18 protein-coding genes and 1 tRNA gene are annotated in these 18074 nt (G+C 67.2%); 6 read left to right on the top strand and 13 right to left on the bottom strand.

All coding sequences use genetic code 11. The features are described from left to right. Window positions 1-105: 105 nt before the first annotated feature. Both NO362_RS11370 and NO362_RS11365 read left to right on the top strand, forming a co-directional pair. Window positions 106-966: a M48 family metalloprotease gene (locus NO362_RS11370; RefSeq protein WP_256545342.1), complete on the top strand. Its 861-nt coding sequence runs from the start codon at window positions 106-108 to the stop codon at window positions 964-966. A gap of 69 nt (window positions 967-1035) precedes the next feature. Next, window positions 1036-1521 (top strand): hypothetical protein, encoded by a 486-nt coding sequence (locus NO362_RS11365; RefSeq protein WP_256545341.1) that lies wholly within the window; start codon window positions 1036-1038, stop codon window positions 1519-1521. Between the two features lie 139 nt (window positions 1522-1660). On the opposite strand, the gene NO362_RS11360 is transcribed toward NO362_RS11365, so the two are convergent. The 8 genes from NO362_RS11360 to cofD form a co-directional block, all read right to left on the bottom strand. Next, window positions 1661-1744, bottom strand: a tRNA-Leu gene (locus NO362_RS11360). An 89-nt stretch (window positions 1745-1833) separates the two neighbouring features. Beyond that, window positions 1834-2076 (bottom strand): hypothetical protein, encoded by a 243-nt coding sequence (locus tag NO362_RS11355; RefSeq protein ID WP_256545340.1) that lies wholly within the window; start codon window positions 2074-2076, stop codon window positions 1834-1836. 74 nt (window positions 2077-2150) lie between these two features. Continuing rightward, entirely contained in the window at window positions 2151-2864 is a 714-nt protein-coding gene (locus NO362_RS11350; protein WP_256545339.1) for an SDR family NAD(P)-dependent oxidoreductase, read from the bottom strand. A 59-nt stretch (window positions 2865-2923) separates the two neighbouring features. Then, complete coding sequence (locus tag NO362_RS11345; RefSeq protein WP_256546637.1) at window positions 2924-3448, bottom strand: NUDIX hydrolase; 525 nt, start codon at window positions 3446-3448, stop codon at window positions 2924-2926. A gap of 173 nt (window positions 3449-3621) precedes the next feature. Beyond that, on the bottom strand, window positions 3622-4329 hold the full coding sequence (locus NO362_RS11340; RefSeq protein ID WP_439331151.1) for a DUF447 domain-containing protein: 708 nt from the start codon (window positions 4327-4329) through the stop codon (window positions 3622-3624). After that, on the bottom strand, window positions 4311-5180 hold the full coding sequence (locus NO362_RS11335; protein ID WP_256545337.1) for a triphosphoribosyl-dephospho-CoA synthase: 870 nt from the start codon (window positions 5178-5180) through the stop codon (window positions 4311-4313). The genes NO362_RS11340 and NO362_RS11335 overlap by 19 nt, the downstream gene beginning before the upstream one ends. Continuing rightward, entirely contained in the window at window positions 5177-5992 is an 816-nt protein-coding gene (locus tag NO362_RS11330) for a tRNA-dihydrouridine synthase (RefSeq protein WP_256545336.1), read from the bottom strand. The genes NO362_RS11335 and NO362_RS11330 overlap by 4 nt, the downstream gene beginning before the upstream one ends. Then, window positions 5992-6984 (bottom strand): 2-phospho-L-lactate transferase, encoded by a 993-nt coding sequence (gene cofD, locus NO362_RS11325; protein ID WP_256545335.1) that lies wholly within the window; start codon window positions 6982-6984, stop codon window positions 5992-5994. The genes NO362_RS11330 and cofD overlap by 1 nt, the downstream gene beginning before the upstream one ends. 151 nt (window positions 6985-7135) lie before the next feature. Between cofD and NO362_RS11320 the strand changes: the two genes are divergently transcribed. Continuing rightward, a complete protein-coding gene (locus NO362_RS11320) occupies window positions 7136-8326 on the top strand; it encodes an HD domain-containing protein (RefSeq protein WP_256545334.1) in 1191 nt (396 codons plus the stop codon). A gap of 65 nt (window positions 8327-8391) precedes the next feature. Here the strand turns inward: NO362_RS11320 and NO362_RS11315 are convergent, their stop codons facing one another. The 4 genes from NO362_RS11315 to NO362_RS11300 all read right to left on the bottom strand — a co-directional run bounded on the left by NO362_RS11315 (window position 8392) and on the right by NO362_RS11300 (window position 12517). Next, window positions 8392-8733: a DUF7126 family protein gene (locus tag NO362_RS11315; protein WP_256545333.1), complete on the bottom strand. Its 342-nt coding sequence runs from the start codon at window positions 8731-8733 to the stop codon at window positions 8392-8394. Beyond that, complete coding sequence (gene guaA / locus NO362_RS11310; protein WP_121569288.1) at window positions 8733-9650, bottom strand: glutamine-hydrolyzing GMP synthase; 918 nt, start codon at window positions 9648-9650, stop codon at window positions 8733-8735. Before guaA ends, NO362_RS11315 begins: the two co-directional genes overlap by 1 nt. Next, window positions 9650-11311 carry a CTP synthase gene (gene pyrG / locus NO362_RS11305; protein ID WP_256545332.1) on the bottom strand — a complete coding sequence of 554 codons (1662 nt, stop codon included), beginning with the start codon at window positions 11309-11311 and terminating at the stop codon, window positions 9650-9652. Before pyrG ends, guaA begins: the two co-directional genes overlap by 1 nt. A 111-nt stretch (window positions 11312-11422) precedes the next feature. After that, window positions 11423-12517 (bottom strand): saccharopine dehydrogenase family protein, encoded by a 1095-nt coding sequence (locus NO362_RS11300; RefSeq protein ID WP_256545331.1) that lies wholly within the window; start codon window positions 12515-12517, stop codon window positions 11423-11425. Window positions 12518-12621: 104 nt separating this feature from the next. Between NO362_RS11300 and NO362_RS11295 the strand changes: the two genes are divergently transcribed. Further along, window positions 12622-13422 carry an aldo/keto reductase gene (locus NO362_RS11295; protein ID WP_256545330.1) on the top strand — a complete coding sequence of 267 codons (801 nt, stop codon included), beginning with the start codon at window positions 12622-12624 and terminating at the stop codon, window positions 13420-13422. 224 nt (window positions 13423-13646) lie between these two features. Here NO362_RS11295 and ppc read toward each other — a convergent pair whose 3' ends face one another. After that, complete coding sequence (ppc, locus tag NO362_RS11290) at window positions 13647-16340, bottom strand: phosphoenolpyruvate carboxylase (protein ID WP_256545329.1); 2694 nt, start codon at window positions 16338-16340, stop codon at window positions 13647-13649. 197 nt (window positions 16341-16537) lie between these two features. On the opposite strand from ppc, the gene NO362_RS11285 reads away from it, so the two are divergent. Both NO362_RS11285 and NO362_RS11280 read left to right on the top strand, forming a co-directional pair. Continuing rightward, the gene (locus NO362_RS11285) at window positions 16538-17383 is read left to right on the top strand and encodes a Rieske 2Fe-2S domain-containing protein (protein WP_256289573.1); all 846 of its coding nucleotides are present in this window, start codon (window positions 16538-16540) and stop codon (window positions 17381-17383) included. A 125-nt stretch (window positions 17384-17508) separates the two neighbouring features. Beyond that, window positions 17509-18060 carry a DUF7344 domain-containing protein gene (locus NO362_RS11280; RefSeq protein WP_256545328.1) on the top strand — a complete coding sequence of 184 codons (552 nt, stop codon included), beginning with the start codon at window positions 17509-17511 and terminating at the stop codon, window positions 18058-18060. Window positions 18061-18074 lie beyond the last annotated feature (14 nt).

Genomic DNA, 18074 nt, shown 5'->3' with positions numbered 1-18074 from the left:
AAAGGTCGCGGCTAACTAATACGGATCTCGTCGCACTCTGCGTACCGCCCACGAGGGATTCGGCGGCTAACAGTCACAGCGCCGCCCTCGAACTGAGGTCCCTGGATGCGTCACCTCGCCACTCCCCTCGCTGTCGCGATTGTCGTGGTCGTCCTCTATCAGCGGATTCTGGATTCGGCGTACCTGGAGTTCGGCACGATGCCCCGGTACCCGACCCGCGGCCACCTCCCGTCGCCGCGCGCGATCAGCCGACGGGCGCTCGCAAATGCCGTTCCAGCGGCGACGTCGGTGGCGGCCGTCGTGCTCGTTTTCACCGCTCCGTTCCGGGTGTGGGTCTGGGGCGTCGTGGGCTTGCTCGCGGTGACTGTCGCGCTCTCGCCGGTCCTCGCGGTCTTCCACTACGACGTCCGTCCGCTCACACCGGCGGAGGCCGAGACGGTACAGACGGTCATTCCGGCCCTGGACTGTGAGGTGCTTGCCGTCACGGGAACTCGGAACGGCCCCGTGAACGGCTACGCGATCGGCGGTCCGTTTCGGGACGTCGTCGGCGTCAGCGAGTTCGCGCTGGCGACGCTTCCGCCCGCGCAGTTGGCCGCACTGCTCGCACACGAGGCGTGCCACCACCGCGAGCGTCACGTGCTCGTCCGCGGCGGCGTCAGCGTCGTGGTCCTCGCCGTCGGCGCAGCGGTCACGACGACGCTGTTCGACGCGCTCGTTCCGCTCTCGACGCTCAGTCTCCTCGTCACGATCGCCGTCGAGCGCGTCGCCGCCTACGGCGCGATGCGGTGGCTGGAGTACCGCGCCGATGCGGCCGCCGTACAGCACACGTCGGCACACGCGGTCGCCTCTCTCCTGACGTCGCTCGGCGCGACGACCGACGTCGACCAGCCTGAGGGGTCGTGGCTCCTGCAACTGTTCTCGACACATCCCGCGTACGCCGATCGGATCGCCCGCTTCGGGCAGTGACTCGCCGCCAGAACGCCGAGGTTGCTGGCAACACCGAAAGACTACGGTGTCAGATATTCAACTAACTGTATGGCGAAACGAGTATCGGTCTTTCTCGCTGGCCTCGTCGTGGGCCTGCTGATTGCGGGCAGTGCCGTGTACGTCACGGCACTTCCGCAGTCGTCGGTCGCCGTTCCGTCGATGACGACGACGACGGCGACTGGCTGTGCCGACGCCGACGCGCCGCGGGCGTGGGTCGGTCAGACAGCGACATCCGAGTACCGGAGCGTCGTGTTCCAGAACTACACTTTCACGCACGACGATCCCGACCTCGAAATTCGTGCGAATCTGAGCGAGACCGCAGACGGCCGCTGGGTGCTCGCGTTCACGACGCGCCCGGAGACACCGAGCAAGCCCGCCGACCCCGACTGCGTCCCCCAGACGACGATGAGTTCGTCCGTCGCGCTCCCGCCTGACTACGAGACGCTCGCCGTTCGACTCGATGGCGAGACGATCACGACTGTTCGGAACTCCGAGAGACCGCAGTTCTACTATCTGAACGAGACGGCGTCGTGACCGCCTGCGAAACGCTGTCGCTCCGAATTACTGTCGAAATACGAGGGGAGGGATTTGAACCACGGTCGCAGCGAAGCTGCTCCCTGATTCAAACCCCTCCGTGGTGATCGAACCGTTCGCTGAGGCTCACGGATTCGAGTGCGAGGGGAGGGATTTGAACCCACGGACTCCTACGAGAGCGGATCTTGAGTCCGCCGCCTTTTCCAGACTCGGCCACCCTCGCGCAGTCTCCGATATTGTTTCCCGGAGGTTTAACCCTCCGATTTTTCGCCGACTCACCTCGCGGGCGAACGGCGCGTATCCCGGCCGGCGTTACGCGAACCGTTCGCGGACTCGTGAGGGAACTTCGAGTGCGACCGCAGCGGCGATGGCGGGGGCGAGAACCGCGAGGACGACGAGTGCGACCCCGCCACCGACGACCGCCAGCGCGAGCAGCGCGAGCAGGAGGACCGGCGCGGCGACGACGACGAGTCCGCGTGCGACCACGTCGGCGACGCCCGCCGCGTAGTCCGCGAGCGCGCCCGGAATCTCCCGGACGCCGGGTTCCTTCGACATATCCGACCCGACGCGGGCCGGGATCAAAGAACTGTCCCCATCGCGTCGCGGGGCGACGCCAACTCGTCCGGTCCCTACCAGTCGATGACTTCGCGGTCGCGCCAGAACAGGCCGGCCGGCGACTCCGGCCGGAAGCGAGAGAGCCACGTCGGGGTCTCTGCGCCCTTCTCGATCGAGCGGTCGGCGTCCTCGCCGCCCATCTCGGTCTGCACCCAGCCCGGACAGACCGAGTTCGCGAGCAGTCCTTGGTCGGCGTACTCGCCGTGGAGGTAGGCGGTGAGGCCGTTGAGTCCCGTCTTCGAGACGCGGTAGGCGGGCGAGCCGCCGGACTGTCCCTCGCCGAGCGCGCCCATCCCCGAGGAGAGGTTGACGACGCGACCGCCGTCGGTCTGCAACAGCAGCGGCACCATATGCTTGCAGACGAGCATCGGGCCGCGGAGGTTCGTCGCCAGCGTGCGGTCGATCGTCTTCACCGACTCGGAGACGATGTCGGAATCGAACTCCGCGACGCCGGCGTTGTTGACGACGATGTCCAGCCGACCCGCCGACTGGAAGATCTCGTCGGCCGCGTCGGAGATTTCGCCCTCCTGGGTGACGTCGACGAGGAGGTGCTCCCACTCGTCGGGGACATCGTGGGTGATAGAGCGCGTCGCGGCGAAGACCGTCGCGCCGAGATCGTGGAGGTTCGCGGCGATCTGACGGCCGAGACCGCGGTTGGCCCCGGTGACGAGCGCGACCTGTCCGTCGAGCGAGTCGTACAGTTCCGGCTCCGGTGGGTCCTCGGTCATCGTCGGAGGAACGCGTCGGGCGTAAAAGGGAATTCCGTCTCGGCCGCCGCAGGTGCCGGCTACTCCTCGAAGTCGCGACGCATCGCGATCTCGAACCACGGACACAGGCGCAGTTGCCGGTACCACTGCGGGTGGTCGTGGAGGTGTTCGTAGTCAACCCACAGCAGGCCCGCGATCTCGTCCTCGTCGGGGTCCAGGCTGGTGTCGTCGAGCGTCACCTTCAGGACCGAACAGACCTCCCACTCCAGGCCGGCGTTCTCGTAGTAGCGCTTGTACTCGAATTTGTCCGTCACGCGGAGGTCGCTGTACTGATCCGGCGTGATGCCGAGTTCCTCTTCGAGTCGCTGCGCGGTCGCGTCGACCTGGGACTGTCCCTCGACCGGGTGCGAGGCCACGGTGCCGTCCCAGTGCGTGTCCCAGAGCCGCTTTCCGGGCGCGCGCTGGCCGAGCAGGATGCGGCCGTCGCCGTCGAAGACGAGGCAGGTGAACGCCCGGTGACGGATGCCGTCGCCGGTGTGGGCGTCGAGTCGGTTGACGAGGCCTGTCCGGTTGTCGTCGCTGTCGACGGCGATTACGTCCTGCATAGCGTTCTCGTGGAGGTCGGCCCCGCCGCTCTCGCCGCTCTCGGCGGTCGCGGCGGCGTCGTCGCGCTGATCTGCACTCATACTCGTCTCGTCGGCGAGGGGGAACAAGGAGTCTTCGATGCGTCCCGGTGGCTCGGTGTCGAACGCCACGCCGACGCAGCGTACCGGGGACCTCAGCCCTCCTCACCGTCGAACCGCGGTACGTCCGCGTCTGCGGGGAGTCGCTCGCGCCACCCCGTCGCGTCGTCGAGCGCGGCGAACGCCTCGCGTTCGGGGCGTCCCCCGCAGCGCTCGACCGTCTCGGCGAAGTAGCGGAGCCGTGCGAGCAGTTCGTCGGTGTCGTAGGCGGGGACATCGAGTCGGGACGTCGCGACCGTCGCCTCGATCACGGCCCCGAAGCCGCGATTGATCGTTGGGACCGTCGTCTCGACGACCGCGGACTCGATGGGTGTGAGTTCCCATCGCTCCCAGCGTGTCCCACCCGACTCGCCGGCGTCGACCTGCCTGGCCTCGATGTCGACCCAGGCGTGCGCGTCCGGGAGTACGGGGTCGTCCTCCTCGCGAATCGTCACCGCCGCCTCGACGAACGTCCGCGGGTCAGAGACGAACTGCACCACGCCGCCGCCCTGCCGGTGGAAGTTCCGGCGCGTCCGGGTGTTGCCCCACGTCGTCGCCGTCACTGGGGCCGGAGCCTCGTCGCCGCCGCTCTCGTCGGGCGCGTGCAGTCCGAGCGCGGCGACGTTCCAGCGGTCGTTCGGACCGAGCGTCGTCACCACCGATTCAGTGACGCCGCGGAGGTCGACCGGCCACTCGTCGCCGTCGGCGGCGGTGCCCGCACCGTTCGGGTCGCTGCTCTCGCCGCTCACACCTCGACCCCCCATTCGAGCGCGACGAACGTCGCCGCAGTGAGCAGGTCGGCGGTGGTGCCCGGATTGATCCCGGCCGCGACGAATTCCTCGTCGAGTTCGGCGACGGCGTCGGGATCGCCGCGGGCGTCCGCCGCGCGCCGCATCACGTCCGCGGCGACCTCGGGGCCGTGCTTCGTCCGCACGAGCGTGTCCTCGTCGCGGGCGAGCCGGTCGACGAACGCCCGCGAGATGCGGTCGGTGATCGGCCCGTCGTCGTCGCGGATCGCCGCGGCGGTCGCGAAGGTCCGCTCGAATCCCGTCGTCCACTCTCTCGCGTTGCCGTCGCCCTCGCTCTGCGCCATCACGTCGTAGAGCGTCAGCCCGCGATCGCGCAGCGCCGGGATCGCGTCCGCGCCGCGACGCGCGTCCAGATCGGCCAGGTCCTCCGGCGGATCGCCGACCGCGACGTCGACGTGCTCGAACGCGCGGTAGAAGTCCGCCGCGTCGGCGACAGTCGTCGATTCGACGACGTCCATGGCTCCCTCTGGTGAGAGCGACTGCTCTTCGGCCGCCGCGCGGACGAGCGGGGCGAGCAGGAGGAGACAACCGAACTGCGTGTTGCCGCCGGACTGCTCGCTCATCCCCGCGACCGCGCGCTCGAAGGCGACGCCGACCGGCGCGCCGGCGGCCGCGCGCCGAAGGCCAGCACCCGATCCGACCGCACCCGCGAGGAAGTGTTCGATCCGGAGCTCTGCGAGGTCGTGGTCGCGGTCGACGTTCCCCGGCTTGGGTGCGGACCCGACGTCGAGCAGCAGCGCGAGTTGGGCGTTCTCGGCCGGACCACGCCGGCTGCCGTCCGCCCCAGTGACGCGATGATCGTTCACTGTGCGTCGACCTCCTCGTGCGATCCGGGGGTCGTCCCGCTGCTCTGGGCGGCGTCCGTCTGCTCGCCGCGATCCGTTTCGGCGAACCACCCCTCGACCGCGCGACGGACGCGACGACGGACTCGGGCGTCGGTGCTCGGCCGGCCGATGCTCACCGCGTCGGCGCCGTAGTGGAGATACTCGCGGACGCTCTCGCGGTCCCGAACCTCGTTGTTGGCGACGACGAACAGGTCCGGTGCCGCGTCGACGACGTCGGCGACGACGGATTCGGTGTCCATCGCGTCGACGTGGACCGCATTCGCACCGGCGGCGTCGGTTTCCTGTGCAATCTCGACGAGGTCGACGCCGGAAACCTCTGTTCGGACCTTCACACTCACCGCCGCGCCGGCGTCGCTCGCGACATCGACGTAGTCACACAGGCGACCGGTGTCGCGGAGCAGTGACTCCCCGCAGCCGACCTCGCACATCTCGGTCTGTCGGCAGTGGGCGTTGATTTCGAGGATCGCATCGTGTTCGGCGCAGATTCGCGCCGCGTCCGCGATCGGCTCCAGCGTCGCACTCCTGACGTTTACACCCGGACGGATCGGCACCTCAGAGAGCGCGTCGAGTTGGTCCTCGACGAATACGAGCGGGTCGTCGGGGAGAAACTCCTCGCGGTCGCGCGCGACCAGTTTGCGGGCCGCCTCGCGGGTCGCCTCGTCGAGCGCGACGCCGCCGAGGAACGCCGCGCCGGCGTGGTCGCTCCCCGCGCGTGCCCAGGCGGCGTCGGCCTCCCCGCTGAGGCTCGCGAGCGCGACGCGCGGTTCGAACATCAGGCGACCTCCGCGAGCGCCGTCGCTGCGGCGCGAGCGACGCGCTCGGCATCGTCCGGGCCGTCGATCCGCGTGTCCGTCCGCACGACCGGCCGGTCGAGGTCGGTTCCGTCCGCCTCGTCGAGGACGAACGCGTCGGCGAAGGGATACGCGGCGGCGACGCCCGCCGTCGAGGGCTCGCGGCCGACCCCCGCCATCAACTCCGCGGCGGGCCCCGAGAAGACCTCGTCTTCGACGAACGGCGAGACGGCGACGACGGGCGTCGACGCCAGTGCGTCGGCGAATTCCACCATCGCCAGCATCGGCCCGAGGCTCGTCACGGGGTTCGACGGCCCGACGACGACCGGCTCCGAGAGCGCTTCGCGCACGTCGGACGTTGGCGTCGCAGACGACGCGCCGCGGAACTCGACGTCCGTCACCGCAGGCTCCGCGCGCCGGTGTACCCAGTACTCCTGGAAGTGCATCGGCCCCTCCTCGGTGTGGACGATCGTCGCGACCGGGTCGTCGCTCATCGGCAGCAGTTCGACGTCGAGACCGAAGGCGTCCGCGAGCGTTCCCGTGACCTCGGTGAGCGAGTGCCCCTCGTCGAGCAGCGAAGTCCGGGTGATATGGACCGCGCGGTCGCGGTCGCCGATCTCCATAAACTCGGCGACGCCCGAGAAGCGCCGCCAGCGGGCGATGTCGCGGCCGGCGGTCTGCGCGTCGTCGTCCAGGTAGCGCGGCCCCTCGTCGAATCCGGCCGCGTCGGCCAGCCGATGGAGTTCCTCGTGCGTCGCGGTCGTGTCGTCGGCGATCCCCCACCACGTCTCGGTGTCGAGGACGCCGCCGCCGTGAAAGAGCACGGTGTCGACGTCCGGGCAGACGAGGTGCCCCCCGAGTTCGACGTCGTCGCCGGTGTTCGCGACGACAGTCGTCTCCGCAGGATCGAACACCGGCTCCGCGCCGTCGAGAAGCTTCGGCGTGCCCGTTCCGCCGGCGAGAAACGTGACCATATCGGGCCAAGGTGGTCAGACCGTTTGAACGTTCCTTCACCGGCAGCGGTCCCTGTGCGCCCGGCATTCGAGGAGCGCCGCCGGACTGAGACCGGTCAGTCGAGGGCTGTCCGGGCGGGGGCTATTTGCAGCCGGCTCGCGCAGGTCGGGTATGAACGCGATCAAGGACAGCGTCCACGACTACATCTCGCTCGGTCCCGTCGCGCGCGACCTCCTCGATACGCCACTGCTGCAGCGCCTCCGCCACGTCAAACAGCTCTCGACGGTTCGACTCGTCTATCCCTCCGCGAACCACACCCGCCTCGAACACTCGCTGGGCGTCTATCACCTCGCCGACCGCGCGCTCGACCACCTCAGCATCGACGGTACGCGGGCGCGACACGTCCGCGCGGCCGCGTTGCTACACGACGTCGGGCACGGCCCGTACGGCCACCAGACGGAGGACGTCATCCGGCGACGAACCGGGGCGGACCACGACGAAATCGGGTGGCTGCTGGAGGATACTGACGCGGCGGCGGTCCTCTGCGGGCACGACCTCGATCCCGCGCGTGTCGCCGCTCTCGTCCGCGGCGAGGGCGAACTCGGACAGCTCGTGTCGGGCGAGTTGGACGTCGACCGGATGGACTACCTCGTCCGCGACGCCCACCACACCGGCGTCCCCTACGGCACGATCGACGTGGGGCGACTCGTCCGAGAACTTCGCTACCGCGACGGACAGCTCGTTCTCGCGGCGGGGAACGTCCAAACGGCCGAGTCGCTGCTGCTCGCCCGCGCGCTGATGAACGGGACGGTGTACCGACACCACGTCTCCCGCATCGCGGGCGCGATGCTCGAACGCGCCTCGATCCGACTGCTCGACAGCGAGGGCGACGCGTCAAACTCGACCGGGCCACGGGGCGATGTCGACGTCGAGACCTTCCGCCGGATGGCCGACCACGACCTGCTGGTCGCACTCCGGGGGACGACGCCCGATCTCGCCCGCCGGATCGAGTACCGTGACCTCTACAAGCGGGCCGTTTGGGAGCCGCTCGGGCGCGTTCCCGCGGACGTCGTCGGGATGGGACACGAGGCGTCCCGCGAGGCGGCCGCCGAGATTGCCGACCGCGCCGGCGTCGACCGGGACCACGTCCTGCTGGACGTGCCGCCGCGACCACGGTTCAAGGAGTCCCGCTCGCGCGTCGTCGTCGGCGGGGCCGTGCAACGACTCTCGGAGGCCTCCGAACTCGTCGGCGCGCTTCGGGCCGCCGAACGCGCACAGTGGCGGCTCGGCGTCTACGCGCCCGGCGACGCAGTCGACGACGTCGAGACCGCAGCGACGGCCGTTCTCGGCCTCGCCGAGTGACAGGGAAAACTGTTTCAGGAATCGTCCGCGTTCGACGCGTCGGACGCGGACGCAGAAACGCCGCGCTACTCCGCCTGCTCGCCGACGAGCCCCTCGACTAGTTCGTCGGCGACGACCTCGGCCGACAGGAGCGCGGGATCGATAGCGAGGTCGGTCTGACCGCGCGCGAACTCCGGCAGGGAGTCGGTGGCGTAGGTCACGACCTTGATGTCCGGGTTCGCCTCCTTCGCGACCGGGATGGCCGACGCGTCGTCCATATCCGTCAGGACGAGCGTGTCGGCGTCGTCGAGACCGGCCGCAGAGAGCGACTCGCGGTTCGCGATGCCCTCAACGCGGACGACCTCCGCTCCGAGCGCTTCGAGCGCGTCTCCGAGTCCGTCGACGTCGGGGCCGGCGACCAGGATCATCACTCGTACTCGATGGTCGCGGGCGGTTTGTGCGTCACGTCGTAGACGACGCGGGCGACGTTCTCGTTCTCGCCGGTGATCCGCGATTGGATGCGCTGAAGCGTCTCCCAGGGGAGTTCCTGTGCCCGCGCGGTCATTCCGTCACGGGACTCGACCGAGCGTACCGAGACGATCCAACCGTGGACGCGATTGTCGCCCTTGACGCCGGTCCCCTTGCCGATGACGGCCGCGAAGGCCTGCCAGGGATCGTGCTCTTCGGTCTCTTCTTCGACGATGTGACACGCCTCGCGGGCGACCTCCACCTTCTCGCGGGTGACCTCGCCGACGACGCGGATCGCGAGCCCCGGACCGGGGAACGGCATCCGCTCGGAGATGATCTCCTCTAAGTCGAGCGCGCGAGCGACCTCGCGAACCTCGTCTTTGTACAGTTCGCGGACGGGTTCGACGATGCCCTCGAAGTCGACGACGTCCGGGAGCCCCCCGACGTTGTGGTGGGATTTGATGTTGCCTTCCGACTCGATCCGGTCGGGGTAGATCGTCCCCTGAACGAGGTAGTCGGCGTCGGCGTCTTTCGCCTCGCGCTCGAACTCCCGGATGAACTGCTCGCCGATGGCGTGGCGCTTCTCCTCGGGGTCGGTGATGCCCGCGAGCGCGTCGAGGAATCGGTCCTGCGCCTCGACGACGCGGAGCGAGTCCATATACGAGAACGTCTCGCGGATCTGTTCGGTCTCCTCTTTCCGCATCAGCCCGGTGTCCACGTAGACAGACGTGAGCTGATCGCCGATAGCACGGTACGTCAGCGCCGCGGCGACCGAGGAGTCGACGCCCCCCGAAAGCGCGATGATGGCGTTTTCGTCGCCGACCTGTTCTGAAATCTCTTCGACCGCTTCGTCGATGAATGAATCAACGTCGACCATTAGGCTTGTACCTCAGTTTCGTCAGTCAGTTCGCGCGCGTCCAGTTCGCCGGTGACCGCGTCGAGAAAGCCCACGAACGGCGGGCTGGCTCGGTCCGGTCGCGACCGGAACTCGGGGTGGAACTGCGTCCCGAGGAAGAACGGGTGATCGGTTCGTTCGAGGATCTCCATCCGGTTGTTGGCCCGCCCGGAGAAATCGAGCGCGCCTTCTTCGAGCCGCTCGATGTACTCGGGATTGACTTCGTAGCGGTGCCGATGCCGCTCGGTACAGACCGTGTCGCCGTAGACGTTCGCGGCGAGCGAGCCGGTCTCGATCTGCGTGTCGTGTGCGCCGAGCCGCATCGTGCCGCCCATCTCGTCGACCTCGTACTGCTCGGGCAGGATGTCGATGACGGGGTGTTCGGTGTCGGGGTCGAGCTCCGCGGAGTGGGCGTCTGCGAGGCCCAGGACGTTCCGCGCGTGTTCGACGACCGCCATCTGGAAGCCGAGACAGAGCCCCAGGAAGGGCACGTCGTTCTCGCGGCAGTACTCGATAGCTTTCAGTTTGCCCTCGGTCCCGCGGGAGCCGAAGCCGCCGGGGACGACGACGCCGTCGGCCCCTTTGAGCCGATCCTCGTGGTGATCGAGCATCTCGTCGGAGTCGACCCACAGGACGTTCACTTCTGTCCGGCGCTCGATGCCCGCGTGCTTCAGCGCCTCGTGGACGGACATATAGGCGTCCTCGAGGTCGTACTTGCCGACCAGGGCGATGTCGACCTCGTCGGTCCGTTCGCGGGTGACGAGTTCGCGCCAGCGGTTGTCGCGCTCGGCCGGCGGCAGCGCCTCGGTGTCGAGGTCGAGCCGTTCCATCACGTACTGATCGAGGCCCTCCTCTTCGACCATCAGCGGGACGTGATAGACGTCCTCGACGTCGGAGTTCGAGAAGACGGCCTCCGTCGGAACGTCACAGAACAGCGCGATCTTCTCTTTCGTCTCGGGGTCGAGTTCGTTCTCACAGCGACCGACGAGGATGTCGGGCTGGAGCCCGATCGAGCGGAGTTCCTTGACGGAGTGCTGGGTCGGCTTCGTCTTCTGTTCGCCGTTCTTCGAGTAGGGGACGAGCGTGACGTGGGTAAAGAGGATATCCTCGTCGTCTTCCTCGTGGGCGAACTGCCGCAGCGCTTCGAGATACGGCATCCCCTCGATGTCGCCGACGGTGCCGCCGACCTCGACGATGCAGACGTCGGTGCCCTCGGCGGCCTCGCGGATGCGCCGTTTGATGTCGTCGGTGATATGTGGGATGATCTGGACGGTCTTGCCCAGGTAATCGCCCGCGCGCTCCTTCTCGATGACGTGCTGGTAGGTCTTGCCCGTCGTGATGTTGTGATCCGAGGTCATATCGACCCCGAGGAAGCGCTCGTAGTTCCCCAAGTCGAGGTCGACCTCGCCGCCGTCTTTCAGAACGTACACTTCGCCGTGCTGGTAGGGGTTCATCGTCCCCGCGTCGACGTTGAGATACGGGTCGATCTTGACCGCCGTCACGTCGAAGCCGGCGTTCGAGAGCAGACGGCCGGTGCTGGCCGCGGTGATACCTTTGCCCAGTCCGGACATCACCCCGCCGGTCACGAAAATGAACTTCCGACCCAGCGTGGGGTCGTACCCGGTGTCGGGTTCCTTCGGCATACCGAGTGTGCGCGAGGCCGCATCAAAACCGTTTCGGAGCGACCGATCCCCTGCGAGCGACCCACACGCATAGTTGTCCGAATCTTCCCGTCTCACCCATCCTGCAGCGCGTTACTCCGCCGCGGTCGACTCCTCTCCGACGACCTCGTCACCGTTCAGATCGACCCGCTCGACGCCGGGCACTTCGAGGACGAGATCCGGCCCGAACGCCGAGGCCGGCGTCTGATAGCCCGTCGGTGCCTCGCCGTCGAGCACTTTTTCGGCGACCAACAGTGCCGTCCGGACGGTCATTCGGTACGTGTCGGGCGTGCGGAGGCGCGAGACGACGCGGTCGTCGTCGGACCTGGCTTCGCCCCAGATGTGCGCTTCGCCCGCGGAGCGGGCCGCTTCGTCGGGGCCCTCGACGTACCGGTCGACGAGCCACGAGAGGGCGCGCTGTACCTGGTCGGCGTCGAGCACGCCGCCGGCGTACCGCGAGAGCGAGAATGCCCGGCGTGCGTTCTTCGGGAGCGAGAGGTACACGTCGATGTTCGGAATCTCAGTCGAGTGATACGCCGTCGAGAGATCGCCCCACGGGATCGAGATCGCCCGGCGCAGCCCCTCGCCGAAGTCGACGACGCGGGTCCGCGCGCCGATCTGTTCGAAGCGGAGGTCGCCGTCGCGTCGGACCGCTCCGCCGGACCCGATGTCCGACAGCATCGTCTTCAGCGTCCCCGGCGAGACGCCGCCCTCGGATTCGAGCGCGAGCGAGAGGTGAGTCGCGTCGGGCAGGCGACGGTGGAGATGCGTCGCGAGGCAGTCCGTCGGGACGACGTCGAAGCCGACTCCCGGCAGAAGCGTCACGCCGGCGGCCTCGGCGTCGCCGCCGCGGCGGTGGATCCGCTCGAAGACCTGCAGTTCGCCGGTGATGTCGAGGTAGTCGGTCTCGGTCTCGATACAGGCGTCGACCATCGGATCGGCCGTCTGGTCGAACGGCCCCGCGCAGTTGAGGACGACGTCGACGTTACCGAGGTGGTCGGCGGCGTCTTCGACCGCGAACGGTCGTGCTTGGAGGCTGTGCGCGGTGGCGATGCCGCGCGTCTTCGTGCGGTCGCGGCCGGCGACCAGCGGTTCGTAGCCGTGTTCTACGGCTCGTTCGACGACGAGACGACCGGTGTATCCGTAGGCACCGTAGACGAGGAGTCGGGGAGAGTCGGAGCGGGACATACGGCCACGTTGGTGCGGAACTGACAAAGGAACACCGGCGTCAGTGGATCGACACCTGCTCCGGGCACCGAAACTGTCGAGAGCCTAGTATTCGAAAGTCGAGTATGGACTTCCCGGCGCTCGGACTCGGAACGTACAAGCTGACTGACCCCGAGACGTGCCCGGCCGCCGTCGCGACAGCCCTCGATCTCGGGTACGACCACGTCGACACCGCCCAGGGGTACGGCAACGAGGCGCTCGTCGGAGAGGGTCTCGCGCGCGCCGACCGCGGCGCCGACGAGGTGCTCGTGGCGACGAAGCTCGATACGGACAACCTCGGGTACGGCGACGTAATCGAGACGGCGCGCGCGAGCGCCGCGCGCCTCGGCGTGGACACGATCGATCTCCTGTACGTCCACTGGCCCGCGGCGGGCTACGATCCCGACGAGACGCTGCCGGCGCTCGACGCGCTCGTCGACGAGGGCGTCGTCGACCGCGTGGGAGTGAGCAACTTCGGCCCCGACCAACTGGAGACGGCGATCGAGCGCCTCGACGCCCCGCTCGCGGCGCACCAAGTCGAGATGCATCCGCTGCTCCCCCAGCGGGAACTCCACGAATTCGCGGTCGAACACGAGCACCGGCTCGTCGCGTACTCGCCGATCGTCCGCGGGCGGGTCGCGGACGTGCCGACGATCGTCGACGTCGCCGAGAAACACGACGCGACGCCGGCGCAGGTGTCGCTCGCGTGGCTACTGGCGAAGGAAAACGTCACGCCGATCCCGAAGTCGGCCACGCGGGCGCACATCCGCGAGAACTACGGGGCGCTCGACCTCGGATTGGAGGCGGAAGACGTCGCCGCGATCGACGGTATCGACCGCCGCCACCGCGTCGTCGACGCTCCCGATGCGCCCTGGAATCAGCCGTAGCCGTCTCATCATCCCGGCGGGGAGGGACGACGACTCTCTCGAACGAGCGTTTATATACGAAGCCGGGACCATCCCCGCCGTGACGTAGGACGCACCCCGCGTCGGGCAGCGGTCGTTCGGCACGTCGACGCGGGAGTCAGCCCGAGTCATCGGGTGTCGCTGTGCCGACTGTTCGCCCAGATCCCCTTCGGAGGCGGAGTGTCTCAGCGGATCTGACCCGCAGTCTACCCCGTGTTCTTCATTCCTGCCGCGATGCCCTTCACCGTCAGCCGGAGCGTCTGCTCCTCGTCGTCAGTTCGGTGCGTCTGTGCGAGCAGATGCGTCTGCAGGAGGTTCAGTGGGTCGACGTAGGGGTTCCGGCGTCGCAGGCTCTCGTCGAGCCACTCACGCTTGAGCAGCGCCTCCCGGTCGGTAACGTCGAGTACGGCGGTGCGCGCGCGCTCGTACTCCGCCTGGAGGTGCGGGAAGAACTCCTCGCGGAGGTCCGGGTCCGCGAGCTCGGCGTAGTGCTCTGCGATGTCGAAGTCGGTCCGTGCGAGCGCCAGCGACGCGTTGTCGAGCGTCGTCCGGAAGAACGGCCACTCCTCGTACATCTCTTGGAGAACGCCGAGATCGCCGCCCTCGTCGAGATACGTTCGGATCCCCGCGCCGAGTGCGTACCAGCCGGTGATGATGCAGCGCGACTGCGTCCAGGAGAACACCCACGGGATCGCCCGCAGGTCCTCGACGGTGCGTTCGCCAGATCGCGACGCGGGCCGGGAGCCGAGATTCAGGTCCTCGATGACGCCGATCGGCGTCGCCTGCCCGAAGTACGAGACGAAGCCGTCGGATTCGAGCAGGTCGCGATACTGCTTTCGGGCCGTCGTCGCCATCTCGTCCATCGCGTCGACCCACTCCTCGCTGACGTCCTCTTCGGGCTCGCAGATCGCCTGGTACCGCGAGCGAACCTGCGCGTTCAGCATCTGTTCGAGGTTCCGCTCGGCGATCTGTGGGTTCGCGTACTTCTCGGCGATGGCCTCGCCCTGCTCGGTAAACTTAATCTGTCCGGTGACTGTCTCGTTGGGGAGCGCCAGCATCGCCTCGTTCATCGGCCCGCCGCCGCGCGAGATCGACCCGCCGCGCCCGTGGAACAGTCGCATCTTCACGTCGAAGTCGTCACAGATGTTCGCGAGGCGACGCTGGTTCTTGTAGAGGTCCCAGTTCGCGGCCAGGAACCCGTTCTCCTTGTTGGAGTCGGAGTAGCCGAGCATAATCTCCTGGACGTCGTTACGGGCGTCGAGCGCCTTCGCGTAAGCCGCGTTCTCGAAGAGCGTCCCCATAATCCGGCGCGCGCCGTTGAGCGCCGACTCCGTCTCCAAGAGCGGCACGATGTCGAGTCCGCAGTGGTCCGGGAGTGAAACGACACCTGCCTGGTCGGCGAGGAAGAGCACCTCCAGCACGTGACTCGGTTCCTCGGTCATCGAGATGCAGTACGTGTCGATGGCGCTGACGCCGAACTCGCGTTGCCACTCGCCGAGCATCTCGAAGCGTCGCAGGACGCGTTCGGCCGTCTCGGAGACGTCGCCGGGTTCGTCGAGATCGAGGATCGGTTCGTCCTGGAGAATCGCCTCGGTCAGTACCTCGATCCGCCCGTCTTCGTCGCGGCCGTAGTAGTCGATGCCCTCGTGTTCGAGTGCCTCGTGGACTGCTTCGGTGTGGTTCTCCTGATGATCGCGGAGGTCCAGACTCGCGAGCGTGAATCCGAAGGTATCGACCTGCCGCATCAGCGGTTCGACGTACTCGTCGGCGACGACATCCGCGCCCGTCGATCGGAGACTACGGTCGATGACTTCGAGGTCGTCGAGGAACGCCGCCTCGTCGCCGTAGCCGTCCGGCCGGACGTCCTCGATGCGACGGAGGCGCTCGCGCATCAGCTTCAGTTTCTGACGGTACGGTTCGCCCGGGTAGCGCTCTTTCGCCTCGTCGGCGACGCCCGGCAGCCGCGAGCGATCGGCCTTCAGCGAGCGTTCCAGTTCGGCGCCGATGTCGATGCGGCGACCGTCTTGACTCAACACGCCCGAGAGACGCTTGAGAGACTGGCTGTACTTTTCGAGCACCACCGATCGCTGCCGTTCGAGCGTGTCGGTCGTCACTTCGGGCGTGACGAATGGGTTGCCGTCGCGATCCGAACCCGCCCACGACCGGAACTCGAAGAGTTTGGGAACGTCGACCTCCGGATACTCGTCTGCGAGAAGATCCTCGAACTCGGCGTAGACTTCGCCGACGACGTCGAAGAGGATAGATTCCAGATACCACTGAACGTTCCGCGCTTCGTCCTGTGGTTCGGGGCGGCGCTCGCGGACCTGCGACGTCTGCCAGAGGCTCGTGACCTCGGCGTCGATCTTCCGCCACAGCTGATCGTGTTCGCGGTCCGTCACGCGCCGTTCGTCGAGTTCCTCTAGCCGGCTCGCGATCGATCGAAGTTTCGCCTTCACCGTCTTTCGGCGGGCCTCGGTCGGATGTGCGGTAAACGTCGGCTCGATGAGAACGTCGTCGAGCACCTGCTGGACGGTTTCGGCGTCGGCATCGGCTTCGATGAGCGTCTCGACAGTCGCGACGAGTCCGTCTTCGAGGTTGTCCGCCTGGGACGCCTCACGGACGACGCGTGCGCGTTCGCGCTCCTCTGCGAGATTGATGAGTTCGAAGTACGTCGTAAACGCGCGGGCGACGACGCTTTCGCCCTCCGGCGAGAGGCCGTCGAGGAGTCGATCGAGTTCCGCCCGGGACTCCCGTTCGCCCTTCCGGTACGAGATGGCGGCGGTCCGAATGTCTTCGACGGTCTCGAACGATCCTCGTGACGTCTGCTCGGCCAATACGTCGCCCAAGAGCGCTCCAAGCTCACGGACGTCCTGATTTACGTCCCTACTGTGTAATCCCATACCGTGGGATATTCTGTCGTCCGAGTAAAAAACCACCGAGTTGTCGAGAAATTTCCATTCTGTGTTTCGGGTCGAACGCCCTTTCAGATCTGGATCGAAATCCGTGATATTATCTAAGCGACCGTCGGGAGTTCCAGCGACGAGAGACGGACCGGGGGTTTCGTCATCCTTTTTACCGGCGGGACGAACACTCGGGTATGAGCGAGCGCGACAAGTACCCGGCGGACTCGGGTCGCCGCCGATTCGTCAAAGGTGTCGTGGGGGGCGCGGCACTCGCCGGCGTCGGCGCGACGGGTGCGGCCGCAATCAATTCTGCGACGCAGTCGCCCGGCGCGGGCGGCGGTTCGACGCAGGCGTACGCTATCGAGAACACCGCGGGTCCGGCGCCGCGCGGAATGCCACAGATCCCCGTCGAGATCGACGACGAGGGGTACCTCAAGGGCGTCTGGCCCGAGGTCAAGACCGAACAACAAGGAGGGATCTCGGTCCAGATCGCCGAGACGGAGGACTACAAGGGCTCGGGCGTGGCCTACACGTCGGAGTGGTTCCAGTACTGCGGCGTCGAATCCTACGCCGGAATCGAGCCCGGTTACGACTCGGACAACTACTTCCGCGTCGGCTCGAACCCCGGCTACGACTGGCAGAGCGAGACGTACTCCGAAGGCGACAAACTCCACGTCGACGACTTCTCCGACTACAGAGAATGGTCCAACGACGTCGGTGATCCGGGCCTCGGGAAACCGGCGACCGGTCGGTGGCGCTCGGAGGACGCCGAGGACGTCATTCCGATCCAGGTCATCAAGTCCGAACAGGTCGAACAGATGGCCCAGAACGACCCCTGGATCGAAGCCTCGACGGAGGAGGGCTTCATCGCGTGGCTCAACAAGTGCACGCACTTCTGTTGCGTCCCGAAGTACAAGAGCGAGGGCTCGGCGAAGTTCAACGCGGAAAACGACGTCTACTGCCAGTGCCACCAGTCGGTCTACGACCCGTACAGCCTGGTACAGACGCTCTTTACCGCCCGTCCGCGCCCGACCGAGTAACGTCGCAGTCTCGGCGCCGGACCGGCCTGGATCCACAACCGATCCACTTTCTCACACCGATAGCAGTCGTAGATACGTCATTTTCGGACACATTCATGTAGGTAGCCCTCACAGAGTGAGGTAGTATGAGTGGGGGCGGGAGTGAGCCGGAGGCCGACAGCGCGGAGCTTGCCGCATCTGAGATTCACGACGTGCTCCGAAACGATCGGCGGCGGCTCGTACTCGAACAGTTACGGGCGGGTGATGGTACCGAGACGGTCTCCGATCTCTCCGAGCACATCGGTGGCATCGAGGCCGACGAGTCGCCACCGCCGCGGAACGTCCGACAGAGCGTGTACGTTTCGCTGCATCAAACGCACCTTCCGAAGCTCGACAAACTCGGGATCGTCGAGTACGACCCCGACGCGAAGACCGTCTCGCTGGCCGACAACGCGGCAGACGTCGGCGTCTATATGGAGGTCGTCCCACAGTACGGCATCTCGTGGGCGGAGTACTACCTGGGACTCGGGCTGCTCGGCGCGCTCTCACAGGTCGCGGCGATGATCGGCGTCCCGGTCGTGCGTGCGCTCAGCCCGGCGCTCATTGGGTTGTTGCTTTCCGGCGTCGTCGTCCTCTCCGCACTCTATCAACTCCTCACGCAGCGCAGTTCCCTGTGGCACCGGCTCAGCGGTAACTGACCGGACGCAGCGTA

The organism is Halobellus inordinatus, from assembly GCF_024498335.1.
Classification (GTDB): domain Archaea; phylum Halobacteriota; class Halobacteria; order Halobacteriales; family Haloferacaceae; genus Haloquadratum; species Haloquadratum inordinatus.
This window is presented reverse-complemented; position numbering and strand designations above follow the sequence as displayed.

What these genes read in the sequence shown, in the direction of transcription:
- NO362_RS11295 (WP_256545330.1), top strand. Translation starts at nt 12,622, where the DNA reads ATGGACTTCCCGGCGCTCGGACTCGGAACGTACAAGCTGACTGACCCC.
- NO362_RS11285 (WP_256289573.1), top strand. Translation starts at nt 16,538, where the DNA reads ATGAGCGAGCGCGACAAGTACCCGGCGGACTCGGGTCGCCGCCGATTC.
- NO362_RS11280 (WP_256545328.1), top strand. Translation starts at nt 17,509, where the DNA reads ATGAGTGGGGGCGGGAGTGAGCCGGAGGCCGACAGCGCGGAGCTTGCC.
- NO362_RS11345 (WP_256546637.1), bottom strand. Translation starts at nt 3,448, where the DNA reads ATGCAGGACGTAATCGCCGTCGACAGCGACGACAACCGGACAGGCCTC.
- NO362_RS11370 (WP_256545342.1), top strand. Translation starts at nt 106, where the DNA reads ATGCGTCACCTCGCCACTCCCCTCGCTGTCGCGATTGTCGTGGTCGTC.
- ppc (WP_256545329.1), bottom strand. Translation starts at nt 16,340, where the DNA reads ATGGGATTACACAGTAGGGACGTAAATCAGGACGTCCGTGAGCTTGGA.
- NO362_RS11330 (WP_256545336.1), bottom strand. Translation starts at nt 5,992, where the DNA reads ATGTTCGAACCGCGCGTCGCGCTCGCGAGCCTCAGCGGGGAGGCCGAC.
- NO362_RS11315 (WP_256545333.1), bottom strand. Translation starts at nt 8,733, where the DNA reads ATGATCCTGGTCGCCGGCCCCGACGTCGACGGACTCGGAGACGCGCTC.
- NO362_RS11365 (WP_256545341.1), top strand. Translation starts at nt 1,036, where the DNA reads ATGGCGAAACGAGTATCGGTCTTTCTCGCTGGCCTCGTCGTGGGCCTG.
- cofD (WP_256545335.1), bottom strand. Translation starts at nt 6,984, where the DNA reads ATGGTCACGTTTCTCGCCGGCGGAACGGGCACGCCGAAGCTTCTCGAC.
- guaA (WP_121569288.1), bottom strand. Translation starts at nt 9,650, where the DNA reads ATGGTCGACGTTGATTCATTCATCGACGAAGCGGTCGAAGAGATTTCA.
- NO362_RS11355 (WP_256545340.1), bottom strand. Translation starts at nt 2,076, where the DNA reads ATGTCGAAGGAACCCGGCGTCCGGGAGATTCCGGGCGCGCTCGCGGAC.
- NO362_RS11340 (WP_439331151.1), bottom strand. Translation starts at nt 4,329, where the DNA reads ATGGGGGGTCGAGGTGTGAGCGGCGAGAGCAGCGACCCGAACGGTGCG.
- NO362_RS11350 (WP_256545339.1), bottom strand. Translation starts at nt 2,864, where the DNA reads ATGACCGAGGACCCACCGGAGCCGGAACTGTACGACTCGCTCGACGGA.
- NO362_RS11300 (WP_256545331.1), bottom strand. Translation starts at nt 12,517, where the DNA reads ATGTCCCGCTCCGACTCTCCCCGACTCCTCGTCTACGGTGCCTACGGA.
- pyrG (WP_256545332.1), bottom strand. Translation starts at nt 11,311, where the DNA reads ATGCCGAAGGAACCCGACACCGGGTACGACCCCACGCTGGGTCGGAAG.
- NO362_RS11320 (WP_256545334.1), top strand. Translation starts at nt 7,136, where the DNA reads ATGAACGCGATCAAGGACAGCGTCCACGACTACATCTCGCTCGGTCCC.